Below are 20,496 nucleotides of genomic sequence, written 5' to 3'. Positions count from 1 at the left end.
TCTTTATGTTACGTTATAACGTTTTATATGGTGGGATTTATGTATGAGTGAGCACATTACGCACAGGAAGCAGGCAAGCACCGATGCTCAGGGAGCGCCAGTTAATAAAGTCTGGGAAGCCAAGCTATTGGCCATGCCACCCAGTGACTATATGAACGCCGAGCAGCTGGCATTTTTCCGCCAGCGGCTGCTCGATGAGCGTGCCGAAATTGAGGTGCACTTAAATGAAATGAAAGAGGTGATCGCCTCCCGTGAGCGCGACAGTGACGAATCGGATCAAGCCTCCTTTGAAGAGGAACTGCGGCTGGCATTGCGTCAGGCTGATCGCGTATCACGCTTTGTGTTTATTACCCAAAACGTGGCGCACGACACCGTGGCCGAGCTTTACAACTTCTTCAACTCATCTCAAGAGGTAGCCCAATGACCGTTTTAACCTTACCCGATATCGCCAGCCAAACTACTCGCTTACCGAGTACCTTGACCTGGGTGGGCATGGAGGGCATTGCGCTACCTGCACAGTTGGGTACTCGCAGCGTGATAGTCAAACTGGACGCAGGGGTGAGCCTTGATGATAGCGAAGCGCGCGGTATCCATATGTCGCGGCTGTATTTGGCGCTGTCACCGCTTGAGGACGCACCGCTTACCTTGCCAGCCGTGAAAGACATATTGAGCGCGTTTTTAACCAGCCAGGAGGGGTTATCCCAGCATGCGTACCTGAATGTGGAAGGAGAACTGCCGCTCAAGCGGCAAGCCCTTATTAGTCCGCTCGCCGGGTGGAAAAGCTACCCCTTTTCACTGTGCTGCCAATTAACGCCTGATGGTTTTCAGGCTGAGCTAGGGGTGACGGTGGGCTATTCATCCACATGCCCCTGCTCGGCGGCGCTGGCGCGGCAGTCTATCCAGCAAGCCTTTAAGGAGGATTTTTCGGAAATTCCGTTAACCCAATCGGCGGTACTGGCATGGCTGGGCAGCGAAGAGGGTATATTAGCCACGCCCCACAGTCAGCGCAGCTTTGTCGAGTGCTCGCTGCGTTTAGCAGAAGGCGAAAACGATGAATTGCCCATTGCAGACTGGCTGGAGAGTACGATTGATCGTATCCAAACGGCGCTAGGCACCGCACTGCAAACCGCGGTGAAACGTATCGACGAGCAGGCCTTCGCCCTCGCCAACGGGCAAAACCTGATGTTCTGCGAAGACGCGGCACGGCGGGTCGATAAAGCCCTGCGGCAAGCACCGGGTGTAAGCGGTTTTCAGCTCAAGGTCGTGCATGCCGAGAGCCTCCACGCCCACAATGCGGTGGCACGCAGCGAGTGGAATGGGTAAATGTGACGGGGCGCTTGCTACTAGACGCTAAACGATTATTGGCCTTCCGTGCGGTGCTTGTTTAGGATCAGTAACGAACCTCAATAAAAAATAGCGAGCCGTCCTCATGAAGCCAGAAACCATTGCTCTCCACCATGGCTATTCGCCCGATTCCCAAAACGCCGTGGCGGTGCCGATTCATCAAACCACGTCGTTTTCCTTTGACAATGCGCAGCACGCGGCGGATCTGTTTGATCTTAAAGTGGAAGGCAACATCTACTCGCGCATCATGAACCCCACCTGTGCCGTGTTGGAACAGCGGGTCGCTGCGCTGGAGGGCGGTATCGCCGGGCTGGCGGTGGCGTCGGGGATGGCGGCGATCACCTATGCGATCCAGACCATCGCCGAAGCGGGCGATAATATTATCTCGATCAGCGAGCTGTATGGCGGCACCTACAATCTGTTCGCCCACACCTTGCCACGCCAGGGTATTCAGGTGCGTTTTGCCGACAAGGACGATATCCAAGGCATCGAAGCACTGATCGACGAGCGAACCAAAGCGGTTTTCTGCGAAAGTATTGGTAACCCCTCGGGGGGAGTGGTCGACCTGGCGAAGCTCGCCGAGGCGGCTCATCGTCACGGGGTGCCGGTGATGGTCGATAACACCACCGCGACGCCGTTCCTGTGTCGGCCGATTGAACACGGGGCGGATATCGTCATCCATTCCGCCACCAAATATATCGGTGGCCACGGCACCACCGTGGGCGGCGTGATCGTGGATTCGGGCACCTTCCCCTGGGCCGCGAACGCCAATCGCTTTCCTCTACTCACTGAGCCCGATGTCTCCTATCACGGCGTGAGCTATACCCGCGATGTGGGCGATGCGGCCTTTATTGCGAGGGCCCGTGTCGTGCCTTTGCGCAATATGGGCGCGGCGCTTTCTGCCCAGGCGGCCTGGAACCTGCTTCAGGGGCTGGAAACCCTGTCACTTCGCATCGAACGCATCTGTGCGAATGCCCTGGCCGTTGCCAAGCACCTGGAAAGTCACCCGTTGGTCACCTGGGTGCATTATGCCGGCTTGGAAAATCATCCCGATCACGCGCTGGCCAAGCAGTACATGAACGGCCACGCCTCAGGGATTCTCAGTTTCGGCATTGAAGGGGGCCAGACCGCCGGTGAGCGCTTCTACGATGCCCTGGCGCTCATTCTGCGGCTGGTCAATATCGGCGATGCCAAGAGCTGTTCTTCCATTCCCGCGTCGACCACGCACCGCCAACTGAATGAGCAGGAACTCAAAACCGCTGGTGTCACACCGGATATGGTGCGCCTGTCGATCGGTATTGAGCATATCGACGACCTGCTGGCGGATATTGATCAAGCGTTGGCGGCCTCACAAGGGTCGTGACGCTAATGGAAGCGAGCATGACGCTCCCACGTCAAATGGCGGTACCCTAATCGTTATGCTGATAGGTGGTTTGATCAGGATTTTATGAGCTTGCTAACGAATTTAGACGTTATCGGGGCCATCATGCACACTGGTCTGGGTCCATGTTGTAATTAAACAACGCAGTTGAATCAAAGGTTGAATAGTATCTGGCGATGATGGCGTTAGATCCTAGGCGGCTGAGAAGCGCTTTGACTAACGTCGAAAATGGACAGTGCCCAACGTTTGACCCGCGGCACTGCAGGAAGGTAAAGCTTACGTCATACAATAAAGGAGAATGCGAGTGAAAATAGGCGCACCGAAAGAAAGTGCCCGGGGGGAGGCGCGCGTCGCGCTCACCCCCGAGAGCGCCCAACATATTCAGAAGCTGGGCCATGAGTGCCTGATTGAAGCTGGCGCCGGTGAGGCGGCGGGCTTTAGTGACGCCGCGTATCGCGACGCGGGCGTGAGCGTTGTCGACGGCGCTGATGCGCTGTGGCGCGACGCCGAGGTGGTCATTAAAGTCCGCGAGCCTTCCGATGACGAAGTCAAGCAGCTGCACGAAGGTCAAACCCTGATTACCTTCTTCTGGCCAGCGCAAAACGAAGCGCTGCTGGAAGCCTGCAAGGCGCAGGGTGCCACCGTGGTGGCGATGGACATGGTGCCGCGTATTTCTCGGGCACAGAAGATGGACGCGCTATCGTCCATGGCCAATATTGCGGGTTACCGTGCCGTCATTGAGGCAGGCAACAACTTCGGCCGCTTCTTTACCGGTCAGGTCACCGCCGCCGGCAAGGTGCCGCCTGCCAAAGTGCTGGTGGTCGGCGCTGGCGTGGCGGGCTTGGCGGCGATCGGTACGGCAACCAGCCTGGGCGCCGTTGTGCGCGCCTTTGACGTGCGCCCCGAAGTGTCTGAACAGATTGAATCCATGGGCGCCGAGTTCCTGTTCCTCGAATTTGACGAAAGCCAGGACGGTTCCGAAAGCGGTGGTTACGCGGCACCTTCCAGCCCCGAGTTCCGCGAAAAACAGCTTGAGTGTTTCCGCGAGCAGGCGCCGGATGTGGATATCGTGATTACCACCGCGCTGATTCCCGGTAAGCCAGCTCCCAAGCTGTGGCTTGAGGATATGGTTGCCGCGATGAAGCCCGGCTCGGTGATTATCGACCTGGCAGCCGAGAAAGGCGGCAACTGTGACCTGACCAAGCCCGACGAGCGTGTGGTGAGTGATAACGGCGTGGTCGTGGTGGGTTACACCGATTTCCCCTCGCGCATGGCCACCCAGGCGTCGCTGCTGTACGCCACCAATATCCGTCATATGCTGACCGATCTCACCCCCGAGAAAGACGGTGTGATCAATCACAACATGGATGACGACGTGATCCGTGGTGCCACCGTCGCGCATCAAGGCGAGATCACCTTCCCGCCGCCGCCGCCCAAAGTGAAAGCGATTGGCGCGGCTCCGCCGAAAAAGAAAGAAAAGGAACCGACGCCGGAGGAGAAAAAAGCCGCCGAGCATGCGGCGTTCAAGGCTCAGACCAAGCGACAGGCAGGCTTGTTGGCGATAGGTGGTGCCCTCATGCTGCTGCTTGGCCAGGTGGCGCCCGTCTCGTTCATGCAGCACTTCATTGTGTTTGTATTGGCCTGCTTTATCGGTTTCCAGGTGATCTGGAACGTCAGCCACTCGCTGCACACGCCACTCATGGCGGTGACCAACGCAATCTCGGGCATCATCATTCTCGGCGCTATCCTGCAGATCGGCACGAGTAGCGTGATCGTCGGCATATTAGCCGCCATTTCGGTGCTGATTGCGACCATTAATATCGTGGGTGGCTTCCTGGTGACACGCCGGATGCTCGCCATGTTCCAGAAATCCTAAGCAGCGGAGAAACGATATGTTAGGTCAAGGATTCGTATCTGCTGCGGCGATCGCGGCAAGTGTTTTGTTTATCCTCTCATTGGGGGGGTTGAGTAACCAGGAGAAAGCCAAGCGAGCGGTGTGGTACGGCATCGTCGGCATGGCGGTAGCGGTGTTCTTCACTGCCTTTGGCCCCGGTATCGGTGGCTACTGGTGGCTGATTCCGATGATGATTATCGGCGCCGCCATCGGGGTATACCTGGCTAAAAAGGTCGAGATGACCGAAATGCCCCAGCTGGTAGCCGCACTGCATAGTTTTGTCGGTCTGGCCGCGGTGTTTGTTGCCTGGAGCGCGGATCTGGAGCGCCGCCGGGTGATGGCGGCACAGGCCGCCGATGGCGCGATGCAGGAGTTTTCCGCCTTTGCCGCGCTGGTGGCGACCAAAGCCCCCGATGAGCTGATGTTCCTGCAGATCGAGGTGGTGCTGGGGATCTTCATCGGCGCGGTGACCTTTACCGGCTCGGTAATCGCCTTTGGCAAGCTGGCTGGCAAGGTTGACGGTAAGCCGAAGCAGCTGCCGGGTGGGCATATGCTCAACGCCGGGGCAGCGGCGCTGTCGCTTCTGCTGGCGATCATGTACCTCAACGGCGCGGGCTTCTGGACGCTGATCCTGCTGGCAGCGCTGGCGTTCTTTATCGGCTACCACCTGATCATGGGCATCGGCGGGGCGGACATGCCGGTCGTGGTCTCCATGCTCAACAGCTACTCGGGCTGGGCGGCAGCTGCCATCGGTTTCACGCTATCCAACGACCTGCTGATCGTCACCGGCGCACTGGTGGGCTCATCGGGTGCCATTCTCTCGTATATCATGTGCAAGGCGATGAACCGTAACTTCATCAGCGTGATCCTGGGCGGCTTTGGCGGCACCCAAGGGCCGGCCGCCGAGATCGAAGGCGAGCAGGTGGCGATTGATGCAAACGGAGTAGCCAGTGCCTTGAACGACGCCGACAGCGTCATTATCGTGCCGGGTTACGGCATGGCAGTGGCGCAGGCGCAAACCGCCGTCAGCGACCTGGTACGCAAGCTTCGTGCGGCGGGTAAGGAAGTCCGCTTCGGTATTCACCCCGTGGCGGGACGTCTGCCGGGGCATATGAACGTGCTGCTCGCCGAGGCCAAGGTGCCGTACGATATCGTGTTGGAAATGGATGAAATCAATGATGATTTTGCCACCACCGACGTCGTCATCGTTATCGGTTCCAACGACATCGTCAATCCGGCTGCCGAGGAAGACCCCAACAGCCCGATCGCTGGCATGCCCGTGTTGAAGGTCTGGGAAGCCAAGCAGGTGTTCATCTGCAAGCGTGGCCAGGGCACCGGCTACTCGGGGATCGAGAACCCGCTGTTCTTCAAGGAAAACAGCCGCATGTTCTACGGCGACGCCCGCGACAGCATCAACTCGCTACTGCCGATGGTCGAATAGGTCGACCCACGCAGATAACGATCCAGAACGAAGCCCGCGAGCCATCGCGGGCTTTTTTATGCTGTGCAGGCCCTCGATACGCCTGCTATGGTCATTGACCGCCTTCTTCTTCGAGCACTCGCTACCATGAACCAACGCCCTGACCCCCGCGTGCTGCTGCGCCTGCTGGGGCTGCTTCGCCCCTATCGGGTGCGGCTGGCCCTGGCAGGCCTGGCGCTTTTGTTGGCCTCGGGGAGCGTTCTGCTGCTGGGCAACGGACTGCGTCTGGTGATTGATCGTGGGTTTCTGGCTGCGAATCAGCAGGCGCTGGCCCAATCGCTGGCGCTGATGCTGGCCGTGGTGACGGTACTGGCGCTGGCGTCCGCGCTACGCTACTACCAGGTGACCTGGATCGGCGAACGGCTGGCGGCCGACTTGCGCCAGCGCGTGTTTGACCATTTGCTGACCCTGGAGCCGAGCTTTTTCGAGAGCGCAAGCGACGGCCGTGCCGCTGGTGAGATCGCCTCGAGGCTGACGGCGGATACCAGCGTCCTGCAAAGCCTCTTCGGCTCGTCGGTGTCGCTGGCGCTGCGTAACCTGGTCATGCTGGTAGGCGCCGTGGTGCTCATGCTGGTGACCCAGCCGTGGCTGTCGGCGATGGTGCTGATCGGCATTCCGGCGACGCTGTTACCTATTGTGTGGTACGGCCGGCGGGTCAGGCGGCTGTCACGAACCAGTCAGGATCGGGTGGCCGAGCTTGGCCGCTATGCCGAAGAAGCGCTGAGTGGCATCCAGACGCTTCAGGCGTTTACCCACGAGCCGGTGGATAAGACGCATTATAGCGAGCGTGTAGAGCAAGCTTTCTCCAGTGCCGTTGAACGCACCCAGCAGCGTGCCTGGCTGACCGGCATCGCCATGCTGGTGGTATTCACCGCCGTGGGCTTGATGCTCTGGCAGGGCGGTCAGGCCGTATTGGCCGGCACCATGAGCCCGGGTGAGCTCTCGGCGTTCATCTTCTACGCGGTGCTGGCGGCAGGAGCGATTGCCACCCTGGCCGAAGTGGCAGGCGACGTGCAGCGTGCGGCGGGGGCGGCGGAACGCCTGCTGGAGTTGCTCGATACCCAACCCAGGATCCAGTCCCCCGTGCCGCCGCAAGCCCTGCCCAGACCATCGCAGGGCGATATTGCGCTGGAAAACCTAAGCTTCACTTACCCTGGCCGGGAAACCCCGGCGCTGGTTGACGTTGATCTGCATATTCAGCCGGGCGAACGGGTCGCCGTGGTGGGACCCTCGGGGGCCGGTAAAAGTACCTTGCTGGCGTTGTTGCTGCGTTTTTACGATCCAAGTCAGGGGCAAGTCACCCTGGATGGCTACGATATCCGCACCCTGGATCTGGTGGCCTTGCGCCGTGTCATGGGGCTTGTGGGGCAGGCGCCGGTGCTGTTCAGTGGTACGGTAGCCGAGAATCTACGCTATGGGGACGCTGAAGCGAGTAATGAAAGGCTACGCATGGCAGCCCAGGATGCCAGCGCTCTGGACTTTATCGATGCGCTTCCGCAAGGTTTCGATACGCCCCTTGGCCCTGGAGGCGTGCAGCTTTCCGGCGGTCAACGTCAGCGCCTTGCCATCGCCCGGGCGCTGCTCAAAGATCCTGCCGTGCTGTTGCTGGATGAAGCCACCAGCGCGCTGGATGCGGAAAGCGAGCGCCTTGTCCAGCAGGCGCTGGATCGGCTGATGGTCGGGCGCACCAGCATCGTCATTGCCCACCGGCTGGCCACAGTGATCGCCGCGGATCGCCTGCTGGTGTTCGACGGCGGGCGGTTGGTGGCGGCGGGAACGCACCGCGAGCTGATCACGACCAGTGCGCTCTATCGCCATTTGGTCGCGTTGCAGTTTGGTGGTGAAACGTTATAAAACAGTTGCGTGATCAATACGGGAATTGCCATGTCGAGTTTTCTTCAACGCCTCCGCGCCGTCCACGCCCCCTCGATCGGGCTTGGCTGCATGAACCTTTCTCACGGCTACGGTCAGCAAGTGCCCGAGCCGGAGGCGCTGCGCGCCCTCGATGCAGCGTTCGATATGGGCTATCGCCACTTTGATACCGCCACGCTCTACGGCGCCACGGCCAACGAAACGCTGCTTGGCCGCGCGCTGAAGGGGAAGCGTGAGCAGGTGCTACTGGCCAGCAAGTGCGGCATGGCGATTGACCCCGAGACAAACAAGCGGGTGATCGATGGGCACCCCGACACGCTACGTCGCCAGTGCGAGGCCAGCCTTAAACGTCTGCAAACCGATCACATCGATATCTATTACCTGCACCGCCTCGACCGCCAGGTGCCGATCGAGGAAAGCGTCGGGGCGCTGGGCCGTCTGGTGGATGCGGGCAAGATCGGCGGGGTGGGGCTTTCCGAAATTTCCGCGGCGACGCTGCGCAGTGCAGTGACGGAATACCCCATTGCCGCCGTGCAGTCTGAATACTCGCTGTGGACGCGCAATCCCGAGATTGCCCTGCTAGAGGCCTGCCGGGAGACGAACACGGCCTTGGTGGCGTTCAGCCCGCTGGGGCGCGGGTTCCTGGCCGAGGCGATCAGTGACCCGGCGAGCTTGCCCGAGGGCGACATGCGCCGTCATATGCCGCGCTTCAGCCCGGATAACTTTGCCCATAACCGGGAGTTGCTCGATGACGTCACACGGCTTGCCAAGCGTCTAGGTGTTACCTCTGCTCAGCTGGCGTTGGCGTGGGTCAATGCCCAGGGCGCCGACGTCATTCCGATCCCCGGTTCCACCTCGATGGCCCATATGCGCGATAACCTCTCGGCCGAGACGCTCTATCTGGATGCCGCCACCTGTCAGCAACTCACCGCGATGCTGACGCCCGAGCAGGTCGCTGGCGGGCGCTACAGCGACGCCCAGCAGGCCGACATCGACACCGAAGAGTTTACCGTCAACCGCTAGGCGAGTGTGCTTGACGGGTGAGTCATATTGCTTATAGGTCAAGGCTATTAAATCATTGGTTAAATGCAAATTGAGACTATGGCGATAGTGGTCTAAAACATTAACAAGACAAATGCGGTGTTGGCGGGGTCATATACGACTAGCGAGCACCCATCGATGGTTGTGCTGGTACTTGCCAGCGACAAAAGCAATTGAGGGGAGAGCAATATGAGCGGCAAATGTCCGGTAATGCACGGGGGCAACACCTCCACAGGTACGTCCAACAAGGATTGGTGGCCGGAAGGCATCAACCTGGAGATCCTGCATCAGCAAGATCGCAAATCCAATCCGATGAGCCCTGATTTCAACTATCGGGAAGAAGTCAGAAAGCTCGATTTTGATGCGCTCAAGCAGGATGTTCACGCCCTGATGACCGATAGCCAATCATGGTGGCCGGCAGACTGGGGTCATTACGGCGGTTTGATGATCCGTATGGCATGGCACTCGGCAGGTACCTACCGTATTGCCGATGGTCGTGGCGGCGGCGGTACCGGCAGCCAGCGCTTCGCGCCGCTCAACTCCTGGCCCGATAACACCAGCCTTGATAAGGCGCGTCGTCTGTTGTGGCCGATCAAGAAAAAATACGGCAACAAGATCAGCTGGGCTGATCTGATGATCCTGGCCGGTACTGTTGCCTATGAATCCATGGGGCTGCCGTCCTACGGGTTCTCGTTCGGCCGTGAAGATATCTGGGAACCGGAAAAAGATATCTATTGGGGCGATGAGAAAGAGTGGTTGGCGCCTTCAGATGAGCGTTATGAAGATGTCGATAGCCCCGAGACCATGGAAAACCCGCTGGCAGCCGTCCAGATGGGCCTTATCTACGTTAACCCCGAAGGTGTTAACGGCCAGTCGGATCCGCTGAAGACCGGTCAGCAGATACGCGAAACCTTCGCCCGTATGGCGATGAACGACGAAGAAACCGCCGCGCTGACTGCTGGTGGTCACACTGTGGGCAAGTGTCACGGTAATGGCGATGCCTCTGTGCTGGATGCCGAGCCTGAAGCCTCAGACGTTGAGAATCAGGGTTTCGGTTGGGGCAATCCCAACATGGACGGCAAGGCCAGCAATGCCGTTACATCGGGTATCGAAGGCGCATGGACGACGAACCCAACCCAGTTCGACATGGGTTACTTTGACCTGCTGTTTGGCTACGAATGGGAACTCAGGAAGAGCCCTGCTGGCGCAAATCAGTGGGAGCCGGTGAACATCAAGGAAGAAGACAAGCCGGTCGATGCCAGTGACCCGTCGATACGTCATAACCCGATCATGACCGATGCGGACATGGCGATGAAGATGGATCCGACCTACCGGGCGTACTGCGAAAAATTCATGGCTGACCCGGAGTACTTCAAGACGACGTTCGCCAAGGCGTGGTTCAAGCTGACCCACCGCGACCTGGGGCCGAAAGCACGCTACATTGGCCCGGAAGTACCCGACGAAGACCTGATCTGGCAGGACCCCATTCCGGCGGGTAACACCAACTACTCCGTCGAGAAGGTCAAAAAGCAGATTGCTGAAAGTGGTCTCAGCCAGAGCGACATGATCACCACTGCCTGGGATAGCGCACGGACCTATCGCGGTTCCGACATGCGCGGCGGTGCCAACGGCGCGCGTATTCGTCTTGCCCCGCAGAAAGACTGGGCGGGTAACGAGCCCGAGCGGTTGGCCAAGGTGCTGGCAGTGTACGAAAAAATCTCTGCCGACTCGGGTGCCAGCATCGCTGATGTGATCGTGCTGGGCGGCAGCGTAGGCATCGAGAAAGCGGCTAAAGCAGCGGGTTACGAGGCGCTTGTACCCTTCACACCGGGTCGCGGTGACGCCACTGACGAGATGACCGACGCCGATTCCTTCGCGCCGCTCGAGCCGCTGGCCGATGGTTTCCGTAACTGGCAGAAGAAAGATTACGTGGTCAAGCCGGAAGAAATGCTCCTCGACCGCGCGCAGTTGATGGGCCTGACCGGGCCGGAATTAACGGTTCTGCTCGGTGGTATGCGTGTCCTGGGCACCAACTTCGGTGGCACCAAGCATGGCGTATTCACCGACCGTGAAGGCCAGTTGACCAATGACTTCTTCGTTAACCTGACCGACATGAGTTACGCCTGGAAGTCAGCAGGTAACAACACTTACGAAATTCGTGACCGCAAAACGGATGCCGTCAAGTGGACCGCCACGCGCGTTGACCTGGTGTTCGGTTCCAACTCTCTGCTGCGTTCCTACGCGGAAGTTTATGCCCAGGATGACAATGGCGAGAAGTTTGTGAACGACTTTATCGCCGCCTGGACGAAAGTGATGAACGCGGATCGCTTCGACGTTTAAGCGCGACGCCGCCATCGACAAGGCGCTGCCCTCGGGCAGCGCCTTTTTTTTGCCACTAGTGCCGGCTCTTTTCTGTGGTTTAGGTCGTCACGTTCAGCGCTGGAATGCGCAGTAGCTGGCGTAGCTGCGGCAAACGCTCTTCCAGCAGATCTGCCAAGGTGTAGCGATCGAGCACAGCAAAAAACGCTTCCAATGCCTCATTCAGTACAGGCGGCAGACGACAGGCGGGGGTGATAACGCAGGCGTTTTTGTCGCGAAAGCATTCCACCAAGCCAAATTCAGACTCGGTATCGCGCACCAGGGCACCGAGTTTGATGCTGGCAGGGTCGCGCTTCAGCCACAGGCCGCCGTGCTTGCCGCGTAGGGCGGTGAGGTAACCTTTTTGGTTGAGCTCCTGGACGATCTTCATCACGTGATGGCGCGATACGTTATACGTCGAGGCGATCTCGTCGATCGTTGCGCGCTCCTCGCCTTTTACCGCCAGATAGAGCAGCACGCGAATGGAATAATCGGTAAAGCTGGTCAGGTGCATAGACAGTCCGCGACGAGTCGAAGGGCGATCGCTCAAACCTCCATTATACGGTGAATTGGGGACAAGGCGAAGCGCGCTCAAGGACAGCGGCCAGGCCGGGTAGCCGGGTGATGTGGCAGATTGTCGCTGAAGGTTGGCGGCAACGCTTAAAGATGTATTATATATACTACTTTAATAAAAAACGTCGCCCTATCACTCAATCAGCGAGGCTCACCATGCTTACCCAAGACCAAGAAGCGTTAATTGCTGCCACCGCGCCCGTCGTGGCGGAACACTTGAATACCATCACCCAGCGTTTTTACCCGCTGATGTTTGAGCGTTACCCCAGCGTGAAGCCGCTTTTCAATCAGGTTCATCAGCAAAACGGCGCCCAGCCCCGGGCATTGGCAGGCGCCGTATTGGCCTATGTAGGCTTGCGCGAAGACCCAGTGAAAGCCCGTCAAACGCTCGAAACGGTGGTCAACAAACACGTATCGCTGGGCATTTTGCCGGAGCAGTATCCGATTGTGGGCGAGTGCCTGATGATGGCGATTGGCGAAGTGTTGGGCGATGCGGTTACCCCTGAGATCGCTGATGCCTGGGGAGCGCTCTACCAGGAGCTTGCCGATTTATTGATCGAGCTGGAAGAAAACCGCTATCAGGAGTTTGAGCAACGTGAAGGCGGCTGGCGCGGCACGCGGCGTTTCCGCGTGGCGGATAGCCAGCAGGAAAGCGCGGTGATTCGGTCATTCATCCTTGAGCCCGAAGACGGCGGCCCGGTGGCGGCGCATGCGCCCGGCCAGTACATCGGCGTCAAGGTGACCATCGACGGCGAGCCAGTGCACCGCCACTATAGCCTGTCGGCAACACCCAACGGCCGCGCCTACCGGGTGTCGATCAAGCGCGAGAGCGATGGTCGCGTGAGCCGTTACTTCCACGATCAGTTAGCCAATGGCGGGGTTGTCGAGTTACTCCCTCCGGCGGGTGAGATGACGCTGGTACCCGGCGACGCACCACTGATGCTGATCAGCGGCGGTGTGGGGCAGACCCCGCTGCTGCCGATGGCCAAACAGGCACTTGGCCAGGGCCGCCGGGTGGTCTATCTGCACGCGGCACAAACCCCTGAATATTGGGCCTTTGCCGATGAGCTACGCGCGCTTGAAAAGGCCTATCCGGCACAGTTCACGCTGGTGACCGTATTTGAGCAAGGCGACAAAGGCGACCATCAAGGGCGTCTCCACCAGGCGCTGCTGGCCGATTATTTACCCGAAGGCGCGCACTGCTACTTCGTTGGCCCCCATGGCATGATGGAAGGTGTCGAGCAGGCGCTGAAGCAACTGGGCGTGGCGGATTCACATCGCCACTATGAGCACTTCGGTCCCGCCATGCCGCTTAACGCGGCCTAGTCGGAGATCCAGTGGGCGAACTGTCGACGGTAGGCGGCTTGGGCCTGGCTGACGCTGACCGGCGTCAGCCATACCTGGGTGCCCGGCAGGCACTGGGCAAGCGTGGCACAGGCGGTTGGTGTCAACGCCCCCAGGCGTGGGTAGCCGCCAATGGTCTGGCGGTCGTTCATCAGCACAATGGGCTGGCCGTCGGGGGGGACCTGTACGGCGCCCAGCGGTATACCCTCCGAAACGATGCCCTTTAGCGTGCCGCCAAGCACCGGCCCGGTCAGGCGAATGCCCATGCGGTCGGCGCGGTTATCGACCTGCCAGGGCGTATTAAACGCCTGATACAGGCTGTTGCCGGAAAAACTGGCTACCTGGGAGCCAAGCACGATGGGCAGGCGGCAGCCGGACGTTGGCATGAGCGGGGTCAGGTTTTCAGGCAGCGTGCGTGGTGGTTGAGAGCTTCCCCGCCACGTCAGGCGCTCGCCCGCCATGAGCGGCTGACCGTTCTCCTGCAGGCCGCCTAATTGCTCGCGGACCGTGCACGAACGGCTGCCAAGCACCTCGGGCGCATCCAGGCCCCCGGGAAAAGCCAAGTAAGCGCGTAACCCCTGACGTGGCTGCTTAAAGGCCAACTCCTGTCCTGAGCGCAAGCTGAAGCTGGCGTTGGGTGCGAGTGGTTTGCCGTCAAGGGTGGCAGCCAGGTCGGCACCGGCCAGTGCCAGCGTTACCTCGTCCTCGGCTTCCAGCGTCAGGCCACCTCCCATGACAATTTCAAGGGCAGCGCTGTTGAGCGGGTTGCCCAGTAGCCAGTTGGCCCAATGAAATGCGATCCAGTCGGCAGCCCCGCCCTGGGTGACACCCAGATGACCCACGCCAAAGCGTCCTGCGTCTTGAACCAATGCCAGCGGCCCTGCCTTTTTTACCACTAATCCTGCCTGGCTCACGAGCGTTCCTCCATTGGCGTGGTATCGCCACCCTGGGCCTCAAAGTCGGCGCGGGAGATAGACCGGAAGCGTACGCTGTCGCCTGGACGCAATAGCGGTTCCCCGCGTTTGGCGTGTTCGAATAGCGGCACTGCCGTGCGGCCCAACACGTTCCATCCGCCGGGAGAGGGGAGTGGGTAAATGGCCGTTTGACGATCGGCGATGCCGACGCTACCGGCGGCCACGTGCCGCCTGGGAGTGGTCAGGCGTGGTGTCGCAATGGTGTCATTCACCAAGCCCATGAAGCCGTACCCCGGCGCAAAGCCCAGCGCGAACACGCAGTAGTCGTCTTGGCAGTGTTGATCAATCAGCTCGGCAATGCTGATGCCCGCGCGCTTGGCCACCCGCTCAAGATCCGGCCCGACGCTCTCGTCGTACCAGACGGGGATCTCATGGTGCTGGCCTTGCTGGGTATCGGCGGGCGACAGGCCCGTCAGGGCGTCCTGCACGCGTGCCTGGGCGTCGAGGTGGCTAAGCGTTCGGCAGTCATAATGCAGTAACAGCGTCGTATAGGACGGCAGCAAATCGACCAGCGCCTCGCCAAAAGCATCGCGCAGCGCCTGGTCAGCCGCCAGAATCCAGGCCATGTTGCTGACGTCGATGGTATCGAAAAGGCGTACCATCAAGGCTTCCATCCCGGCGGTTTCGATACGCAGCTTCACGCTGCCCCCAGATTATTAAATGCATCGCGGATGGCGCGCACGGCGGCGACAGACTCGGGGTTGTCGCCGTGAACGCAAAGCGTATCGCAGGGTAACGACAGCGAGGTTCCGTCGCGGGCGGTGAGGGGTTCGCCTTTGGCCAGCATGACGGCCTGGTCGACGATCGTGGCCTGCTCATGGTGGACCGCATCGGGCAGCCGCCGTGAGGCCAGGTGGCCGTTGGCTTCATAGGCCCGGTCGGCAAAGGTCTCGAACCACAGGTTGACCCTCAGCTTGGCGGCTAACTCGCGGTGCGGCTCGGGGTTGGCAGTGGCCATGATCATGAGCGGCAGGCCGGGATCATAGGCATGCACTGCGCGCATCACGCCTTCAAGCAGTTCAGGGTTGGCCGCCATATCGTTGTAGAGCGCGCCGTGGGGTTTGATGTAGCTCAACTGAGTGCCCTCCGCCTGGCAGATACCCGCCAGAGCGCCAATCTGGTAGAGCACCATATCCTCGACCTCGCTTTGTGAACAGGCCATGGAGCGGCGACCAAAGCCCATCAGGTCAGGGTAGCCGGGGTGTGCGCCAATACGCACACCGTATCGAGCCGCGAGTTTGACCGTGCGGCGCATGACGTGGGGATCGGAGGCATGATAGCCGCAGGCAATGTTGGCGCAGTCAACAAAAGGCATCACCTCGTTGTCCAGGCCAATCGACCAGTTGCCAAAGCTTTCACCCATGTCGCAGTTGAGAAGCGGAAGGGGCATACGGCCTCCTGTAGTTATCAAAGAGCTATGGTCATCAAAGAGCTATTCTCATCAAAGAACTATGGTCATCAAAGAGCCATGGTCATTAAAAAAAGCGATCAAGCATTTATTCAATATATGAAGTCGTTGGCGGCACTGCCAAGCTTTTTGCTGGCGTTACGCCTTGATGCGCTATCTATCGTGCTGTTATTTCGTGGAAAAAAGGTTGACGACGAAATCTCATAAGATTATCAACGGCACTAGGCTATAGGCTTGAAGGTGATGAAAAGCACCGCCTACGTCAAGCGTGCAGTAACACCACAAGGTACTAACCTATCGACACGAGGGCTTAATCATGCGTACCCGCATTGCAACGCCGCTGCTTCTGGTCACGGCATGTAGCATCGCCGCGACCGCTCAGGCCGCCGAATGGACCATGGCAACGCCTTACGGCGATGCCAGTTTTCATACCCAAAACACCAAGCAGTTCGCCGAAGACGTTGCCGAGGCAACGGATGGGGACCTGACCATTAACGTGCAAAGCGGTGGTGCCCTCGTTTCTCACGGCGAAATCAAGCCATCGGTACGCCGTGGCACCATTGCCGCAGGGGAGATATTCCTCTCGGTACTCTCCAATGAAAACCCGATTTTTGAGGTGGATACCCTACCCGGTGTGGCCGGAGGCTATGAAGAAGCTTATGCGCTTTGGGAAGCCACCAAGCCAATCATCAGTGATCTGTTTGAGGAAGAAGGCCTGATTCCGCTTTACGCGGTACCCTGGCCTGCTCAGGGTATCTATACCGCTGAAGAGCTGACCGACCCGGATCAATTTGACGGCTTGCGTGTGCGGGCGCCCAATATCAATACTCAGCGGTTTATCGAAAACCTGGGGGGCAGCCCGACCGAAACGGAAGAGTCCGATATCCCCACAGCGTTCAGCACCGGCCGGGTAGATGCCATGATCACCTCGAGTTCCACGGGCAATTCGATGGCTGCCTGGGATTACGTCTCGCATTACACCGATGCCAACCTCTGGCTACCCAAGAACATCGTGTTCATCAACCAGCGCAGCTTTGACCAGCTGGACGAAGACACCCAGGATGCCTTGATGGAAGCGGCCGAGAAAGCCGAAGAGCGCGGCTGGGAAATGAGCCGCGAAGATAACCAGGAAAGCCTGGCGATATTGAAAGAAAACGGCATCACCGTTTCCGAACCCAACGAGGATGTGGGGGAGGCACTGCAGGAAGCGGGTGATGAACTGTTTGCCGATTGGGAATCCCGGGCTGACGATCAAGCCAAGGAAGCGCTGCAGTCGTACCGTGATCAACTTGAGGATTGATGACCTGTGTTGAGCGGCGCAGATACTGCGCCGCTTTGCGCGCAAGAGGCCAAACCGATGACGTTCAAATTCGATAAGCTTTATCGCCTGGGTGCCTGGGGCGCTGCGCTTTGCATGATCGCGATTTGCGCGCTGGTCTCGACCCAGGTGTTTTCTAGGTTGGTCGATGCGCTACTGGTCATGGTCGGTAGCGCGCGACTAAACATCAGCATCACCGGCGTCTCTGAAATGGCATCTTATCTGCTGGTTGGTGCCACCTTTCTAGGCTTGGCGTATACCTTCGTCCACCACGCCCATATCCGGGTAACCTTGCTGATTACCCGGCTTCCCTCGACGCTCCGAGTCTGGTTCGAGGTGTTTGGCTTGATGGTGGCGATGACGCTTAGCCTGCTGCTCTGCTACGGGTTGATTGCGTTGATCCGCGAAAGCATCGCCTATAACGATGTTTCCTCAGGCTTTTTGTCGATTCCGCTGTGGATTCCCCAAGCCGTGTTGGTGACCGGCGTTGCCTTGCTGTGTTTGGCGCTGGGCGAGGCGCTGGTGATGGCGCTGCGCCTGGCATTCAAGGACCCATCACGTTTTCGCGAAGTCATGGCCAGCGAAGAAAACAACGACCCCTGAACCTTGTGGGAGATGCCCTGTGCTGCTACTTAGTGTCGTCACCATTCTGACCCTGCTGGTGCTGTTGGGCAGCGGCGTTTGGATAGCCTTTGCGTTGATTGGTACCGCCTGGATAGCGCTCTCACTGTTCAGCTCGTTTGAACCAGGCCCGGTGCTGGCGTCTGATTTCTGGGGGGCGAGTTACGGTTGGGATCTCACCGCGCTGCCGATGTTCATCTGGATGGGCGAGATCCTGTTCCGCTCGGGGCTGGCCGACAACATGTTTCGTGGGCTTTCGCCCTGGTTAAACCGGTTCCCCGGGCGTTTGCTACACACCAATATCATCGGCAGTGGCATGTTCGCGGCGGTGTGTGGCTCGTCGGCGGCCACCTGTGCCACGGTGGGCAAGATGACCTTACCGGAGCTGGAACGCCGGGGTTACGACCCGCAGATGGCGATCGGCACTCTGGCTAGTGCCTCGACACTGGGGTTGTTGATTCCTCCCTCCATCGTGCTGATCGTCTATGGCGTCGTGACCGAGCAATCCATCTCGCGGCTGTTCATGGCGGGTATTGGTCCTGGCCTCATGATTCTTTCGATGTTCATGGGCTATCTGGTGCTTTGGTCGCTGCTCAAGGGCAACCGTGCCGGGCTGACCGGCAATGACGAGTCGGGAATGAGCTTTGCCGAAAAGCTGCGTAATACCTGGTCGCTGATCCCCATCCTGTTGTTGATTGGCGGGATTATTGTGTCGATCTACGGCGGCTTGGCGTCGCCCACCGAGGCGGCGGCGGTCGGGGTGGTGCTATCGATGTTGATTGCTCGTTCGAATGGGCATTTCAACCGCGAGATATTTCAATCCTCGCTTTTCGCAGCGGTGCGCACGGCGTGCATGATCGCTTTTATCATCGCCGGGGCATCGTTTCTTACCTCGGCCATGGGCTTTACCCAGGTCCCGATGAAGCTGGCGCAAGCGATTGGGGAAATGGGCCTGTCGCCCACCATGCTGCTATTGGCGCTAACGGTGCTGTTGCTGGTGATGGGGTGCTTTCTGGACGGCATTTCGCTGATTCTGCTGGTCACCTCGATTATCATGCCGCTGGTCAGCGCTGCCGGGTTTGACCTTATCTGGTTTGGGATTTATCTGGTGATTGTGGTCGAGATGTCGCAAATCACGCCGCCCGTGGGCTTTAATCTCTTCGTGATACAAGGTCTCACCGGGAAGGATATCCTGACCATCACCAAAGCAACGCTGCCGTTCTTTCTCTTGATGCTGGTGGCGGTTGCCTTGCTGCATCTTTTCCCGAGTATTGCGCTGTACCTGCCCTATGCGATGAATCGCTAACCCCGGGCCCTGCGCAATGCATCGTTAGTGCCCATAAAGCGAAATGCCGCCGCGCCCATTGCGTTTGATGTAGTACATGCTCTGGTCGGCGGCATCGATAAGTTCTCTGCCGTTGCCAAAGCCGCCGTCGCTAAGGCAGGCAATGCCGATGGAAACCGATACGAAAAGGGGCTTGCCATCAACCGTTTCCATGGGCGTTTCGGCAAGGCGCTTGGCAATCCGCTTGGCGAAACGTTGCGCTCCCTTGGCCGACTCATCGGGCAGAATGATCAAAAATTCTTCGCCCCCGTAGCGGCCGGCTAAATCCCCCTCGCGAACCAGCGAGCCGAGTACGCGGCCGAATCGCTCCAGTACGCGGTCACCGGTCTGGTGGCCAAAGCGGTCATTGAGCTTCTTGAAATGGTCCAGATCGATAAACACCACTGACATGGTGTGGTCGTGCGTTTGGCAATATTCAAAACGTTTGTGCAGCTGTTCTTCCAGCCAGGCGCGATTGGAAAGTCCGGTGAGCGGATCCCGTCGGCTACGTTCTTCCAGTTCCGTCTGGCGTTGCTGGAGCTCATCGAGCTCCTGCTGTTGGGCATTCAACCGGGCGTTGAGCACAAATGTCTGCTGAAAGAGTAACTGCTGTGCCTGGATGATCAACGCCTCGGTATCGTGCGAGGAAGGGACGGTAAGTTCGAAGAGATTGGTTAAAAGGGGCAGTTGGGATTGGACGTTTTTTAGCAAGTCGCTTAGTGAGATAGCAGGCGTCGTCACCACCGGACTCAACTGACGCAATAGGGTCGCCAACGCTTGACTGGGGTTGGCCGACAGCCACGTATCGGCGATAGGGCCTGAAAGACGCAGGCACAGTAAGTAAGTCTCTTTCTGAGTTCCAATCTCATCGTGGCTGGCGCTGATGGCTTGGGCCAGCGAAACCGGCACCCCCCACTTGGCGGCGAGCCAACTGCCAACCGATGAGTGGTCACAGCCGAAGCGCAGGTGTTCGCCACGACTGAGTTGCGCATGGGAAAAGGTGGTGTTTGCGTACAGGTCATGGGCGTCTTTGGGGTAAACCGCTAGCAATGCCAGCATGCCGATGTCCTGGAGCAGTGCCGCGGTAAATACAAAGCTGGCCTCCTCGGGGCACAGCTGTTCTGCAAGGGAGCGGGCCGCCAGGGCCGACACAATGGAGCGCCCCCAAATACGCTGAATCAGGTCACCTGACTGGCGGTCACGCCATAAGCTAAAACTCAGCACCGCGGCCAGCGTGGCGTCCAGCCCGAGTCGCGACGTAGCTTCCCGACACGAATGCGTTTCTGTTTGTTGACGGGCATAAAAAGCGCTATTGGCCAATGAAATCAACCGCAAGGTCAGTGCCGGATCCTGCTCGATGGCATTGGCATAATCATTCAGGGTCGCATCCGGGTAGCCCGCCACCTCCAGGACGCGAATGGCCACCGTGGGCAGCGATGGTAGCCTGGCGCATTGGTCTAGGTCGCTCTGCAGAAAACCCGGCAGAGCCGGTATGGCGAGGTGATGTGTGTTGTCGCTACTTATGATGCCCGTCATATCGGCTCCTTTGCTCATGCTAGCTTAA

At 59.0% G+C, this 20,496-nt stretch carries 18 protein-coding genes; 13 read left to right on the top strand and 5 right to left on the bottom strand.

The genetic code is table 11. The features are described 5' to 3' along the window. Positions 1-43: 43 nt before the first annotated feature. From BMX75_RS01370 to katG, 8 genes are all read left to right on the top strand, one after another. Positions 44-424 carry a hypothetical protein gene (locus tag BMX75_RS01370; RefSeq protein WP_245748316.1) on the top strand — a complete coding sequence of 127 codons (381 nt, stop codon included), beginning with the start codon at positions 44-46 and terminating at the stop codon, positions 422-424. Then, the gene (folE2, locus tag BMX75_RS01365; RefSeq protein WP_092824573.1) at positions 421-1,323 is read left to right on the top strand and encodes a GTP cyclohydrolase FolE2; all 903 of its coding nucleotides are present in this window, start codon (positions 421-423) and stop codon (positions 1,321-1,323) included. The genes BMX75_RS01370 and folE2 overlap by 4 nt, the downstream gene beginning before the upstream one ends. A 106-nt stretch (positions 1,324-1,429) precedes the next feature. Beyond that, a complete protein-coding gene (locus tag BMX75_RS01360) occupies positions 1,430-2,707 on the top strand; it encodes an O-acetylhomoserine aminocarboxypropyltransferase/cysteine synthase family protein (RefSeq protein ID WP_092824571.1) in 1,278 nt (425 codons plus the stop codon). A gap of 322 nt (positions 2,708-3,029) precedes the next feature. Next, positions 3,030-4,601, top strand: a complete 1,572-nt coding sequence (locus BMX75_RS01355) for a Re/Si-specific NAD(P)(+) transhydrogenase subunit alpha (protein WP_085919679.1) — start codon at positions 3,030-3,032, stop codon at positions 4,599-4,601. 16 nt (positions 4,602-4,617) lie between these two features. Beyond that, positions 4,618-6,060, top strand: coding sequence for an NAD(P)(+) transhydrogenase (Re/Si-specific) subunit beta (locus tag BMX75_RS01350; RefSeq protein WP_085919680.1), 1,443 nt, complete (start codon positions 4,618-4,620; stop codon positions 6,058-6,060). A 126-nt stretch (positions 6,061-6,186) separates the two neighbouring features. Next, positions 6,187-7,953 (top strand): ABC transporter transmembrane domain-containing protein, encoded by a 1,767-nt coding sequence (locus tag BMX75_RS01345; protein ID WP_092824569.1) that lies wholly within the window; start codon positions 6,187-6,189, stop codon positions 7,951-7,953. A gap of 30 nt (positions 7,954-7,983) precedes the next feature. Next, positions 7,984-8,994: an aldo/keto reductase gene (locus BMX75_RS01340; RefSeq protein WP_092824567.1), complete on the top strand. Its 1,011-nt coding sequence runs from the start codon at positions 7,984-7,986 to the stop codon at positions 8,992-8,994. A 207-nt stretch (positions 8,995-9,201) separates the two neighbouring features. Beyond that, positions 9,202-11,352, top strand: a complete 2,151-nt coding sequence (gene katG / locus BMX75_RS01335) for a catalase/peroxidase HPI (RefSeq protein WP_085919682.1) — start codon at positions 9,202-9,204, stop codon at positions 11,350-11,352. Between the two features lie 79 nt (positions 11,353-11,431). Here the strand turns inward: katG and BMX75_RS01330 are convergent, their stop codons facing one another. Beyond that, complete coding sequence (locus BMX75_RS01330) at positions 11,432-11,884, bottom strand: Rrf2 family transcriptional regulator (protein WP_085919683.1); 453 nt, start codon at positions 11,882-11,884, stop codon at positions 11,432-11,434. Between the two features lie 215 nt (positions 11,885-12,099). On the opposite strand from BMX75_RS01330, the gene hmpA reads away from it, so the two are divergent. Beyond that, on the top strand, positions 12,100-13,269 hold the full coding sequence (hmpA, locus tag BMX75_RS01325; RefSeq protein WP_092824565.1) for an NO-inducible flavohemoprotein: 1,170 nt from the start codon (positions 12,100-12,102) through the stop codon (positions 13,267-13,269). Here the strand turns inward: hmpA and BMX75_RS01320 are convergent. Genes BMX75_RS01320 through BMX75_RS01310 form a run of 3 tightly spaced genes read right to left on the bottom strand, consistent with a single transcriptional unit; the run spans position 13,266 to position 15,651 of the window. Then, positions 13,266-14,201, bottom strand: coding sequence for a 5-oxoprolinase subunit C family protein (locus tag BMX75_RS01320; protein WP_092824563.1), 936 nt, complete (start codon positions 14,199-14,201; stop codon positions 13,266-13,268). The genes hmpA and BMX75_RS01320 overlap by 4 nt on opposite strands. Then, positions 14,198-14,902: a 5-oxoprolinase subunit PxpB gene (gene pxpB, locus BMX75_RS01315; RefSeq protein ID WP_092824561.1), complete on the bottom strand. Its 705-nt coding sequence runs from the start codon at positions 14,900-14,902 to the stop codon at positions 14,198-14,200. The genes BMX75_RS01320 and pxpB overlap by 4 nt, the downstream gene beginning before the upstream one ends. Continuing rightward, on the bottom strand, positions 14,899-15,651 hold the full coding sequence (locus BMX75_RS01310) for a 5-oxoprolinase subunit PxpA (RefSeq protein ID WP_092824559.1): 753 nt from the start codon (positions 15,649-15,651) through the stop codon (positions 14,899-14,901). Before BMX75_RS01310 ends, pxpB begins: the two co-directional genes overlap by 4 nt. Before the next feature lie 27 nt (positions 15,652-15,678). Between BMX75_RS01310 and BMX75_RS01305 the strand changes: the two genes are divergently transcribed. From BMX75_RS01305 to BMX75_RS01290, 4 genes are all read left to right on the top strand, one after another. After that, complete coding sequence (locus tag BMX75_RS01305; protein WP_092824557.1) at positions 15,679-15,876, top strand: hypothetical protein; 198 nt, start codon at positions 15,679-15,681, stop codon at positions 15,874-15,876. 109 nt (positions 15,877-15,985) lie between these two features. Beyond that, positions 15,986-16,969, top strand: a complete 984-nt coding sequence (locus BMX75_RS01300; RefSeq protein WP_085919688.1) for a TRAP transporter substrate-binding protein — start codon at positions 15,986-15,988, stop codon at positions 16,967-16,969. A gap of 57 nt (positions 16,970-17,026) precedes the next feature. Beyond that, a complete protein-coding gene (locus BMX75_RS01295; RefSeq protein WP_092824555.1) occupies positions 17,027-17,590 on the top strand; it encodes a TRAP transporter small permease in 564 nt (187 codons plus the stop codon). Positions 17,591-17,609: 19 nt separating this feature from the next. Beyond that, positions 17,610-18,914 (top strand): TRAP transporter large permease, encoded by a 1,305-nt coding sequence (locus BMX75_RS01290; protein WP_092824553.1) that lies wholly within the window; start codon positions 17,610-17,612, stop codon positions 18,912-18,914. Positions 18,915-18,938: 24 nt separating this feature from the next. On the opposite strand, the gene BMX75_RS01285 is transcribed toward BMX75_RS01290, so the two are convergent. Continuing rightward, positions 18,939-20,468 carry a sensor domain-containing diguanylate cyclase gene (locus BMX75_RS01285; protein ID WP_092824551.1) on the bottom strand — a complete coding sequence of 510 codons (1,530 nt, stop codon included), beginning with the start codon at positions 20,466-20,468 and terminating at the stop codon, positions 18,939-18,941. Between the last annotated feature and the right edge of the window lie 28 nt (positions 20,469-20,496).

This window comes from Vreelandella subterranea, assembly GCF_900111305.1.
Classification (GTDB): Bacteria; Pseudomonadota; Gammaproteobacteria; order Pseudomonadales; family Halomonadaceae; genus Vreelandella; species Vreelandella subterranea.
The sequence above is the reverse complement of the archived record's forward strand: the minus strand, read 5'-3'. Positions and strand labels throughout refer to the sequence as shown.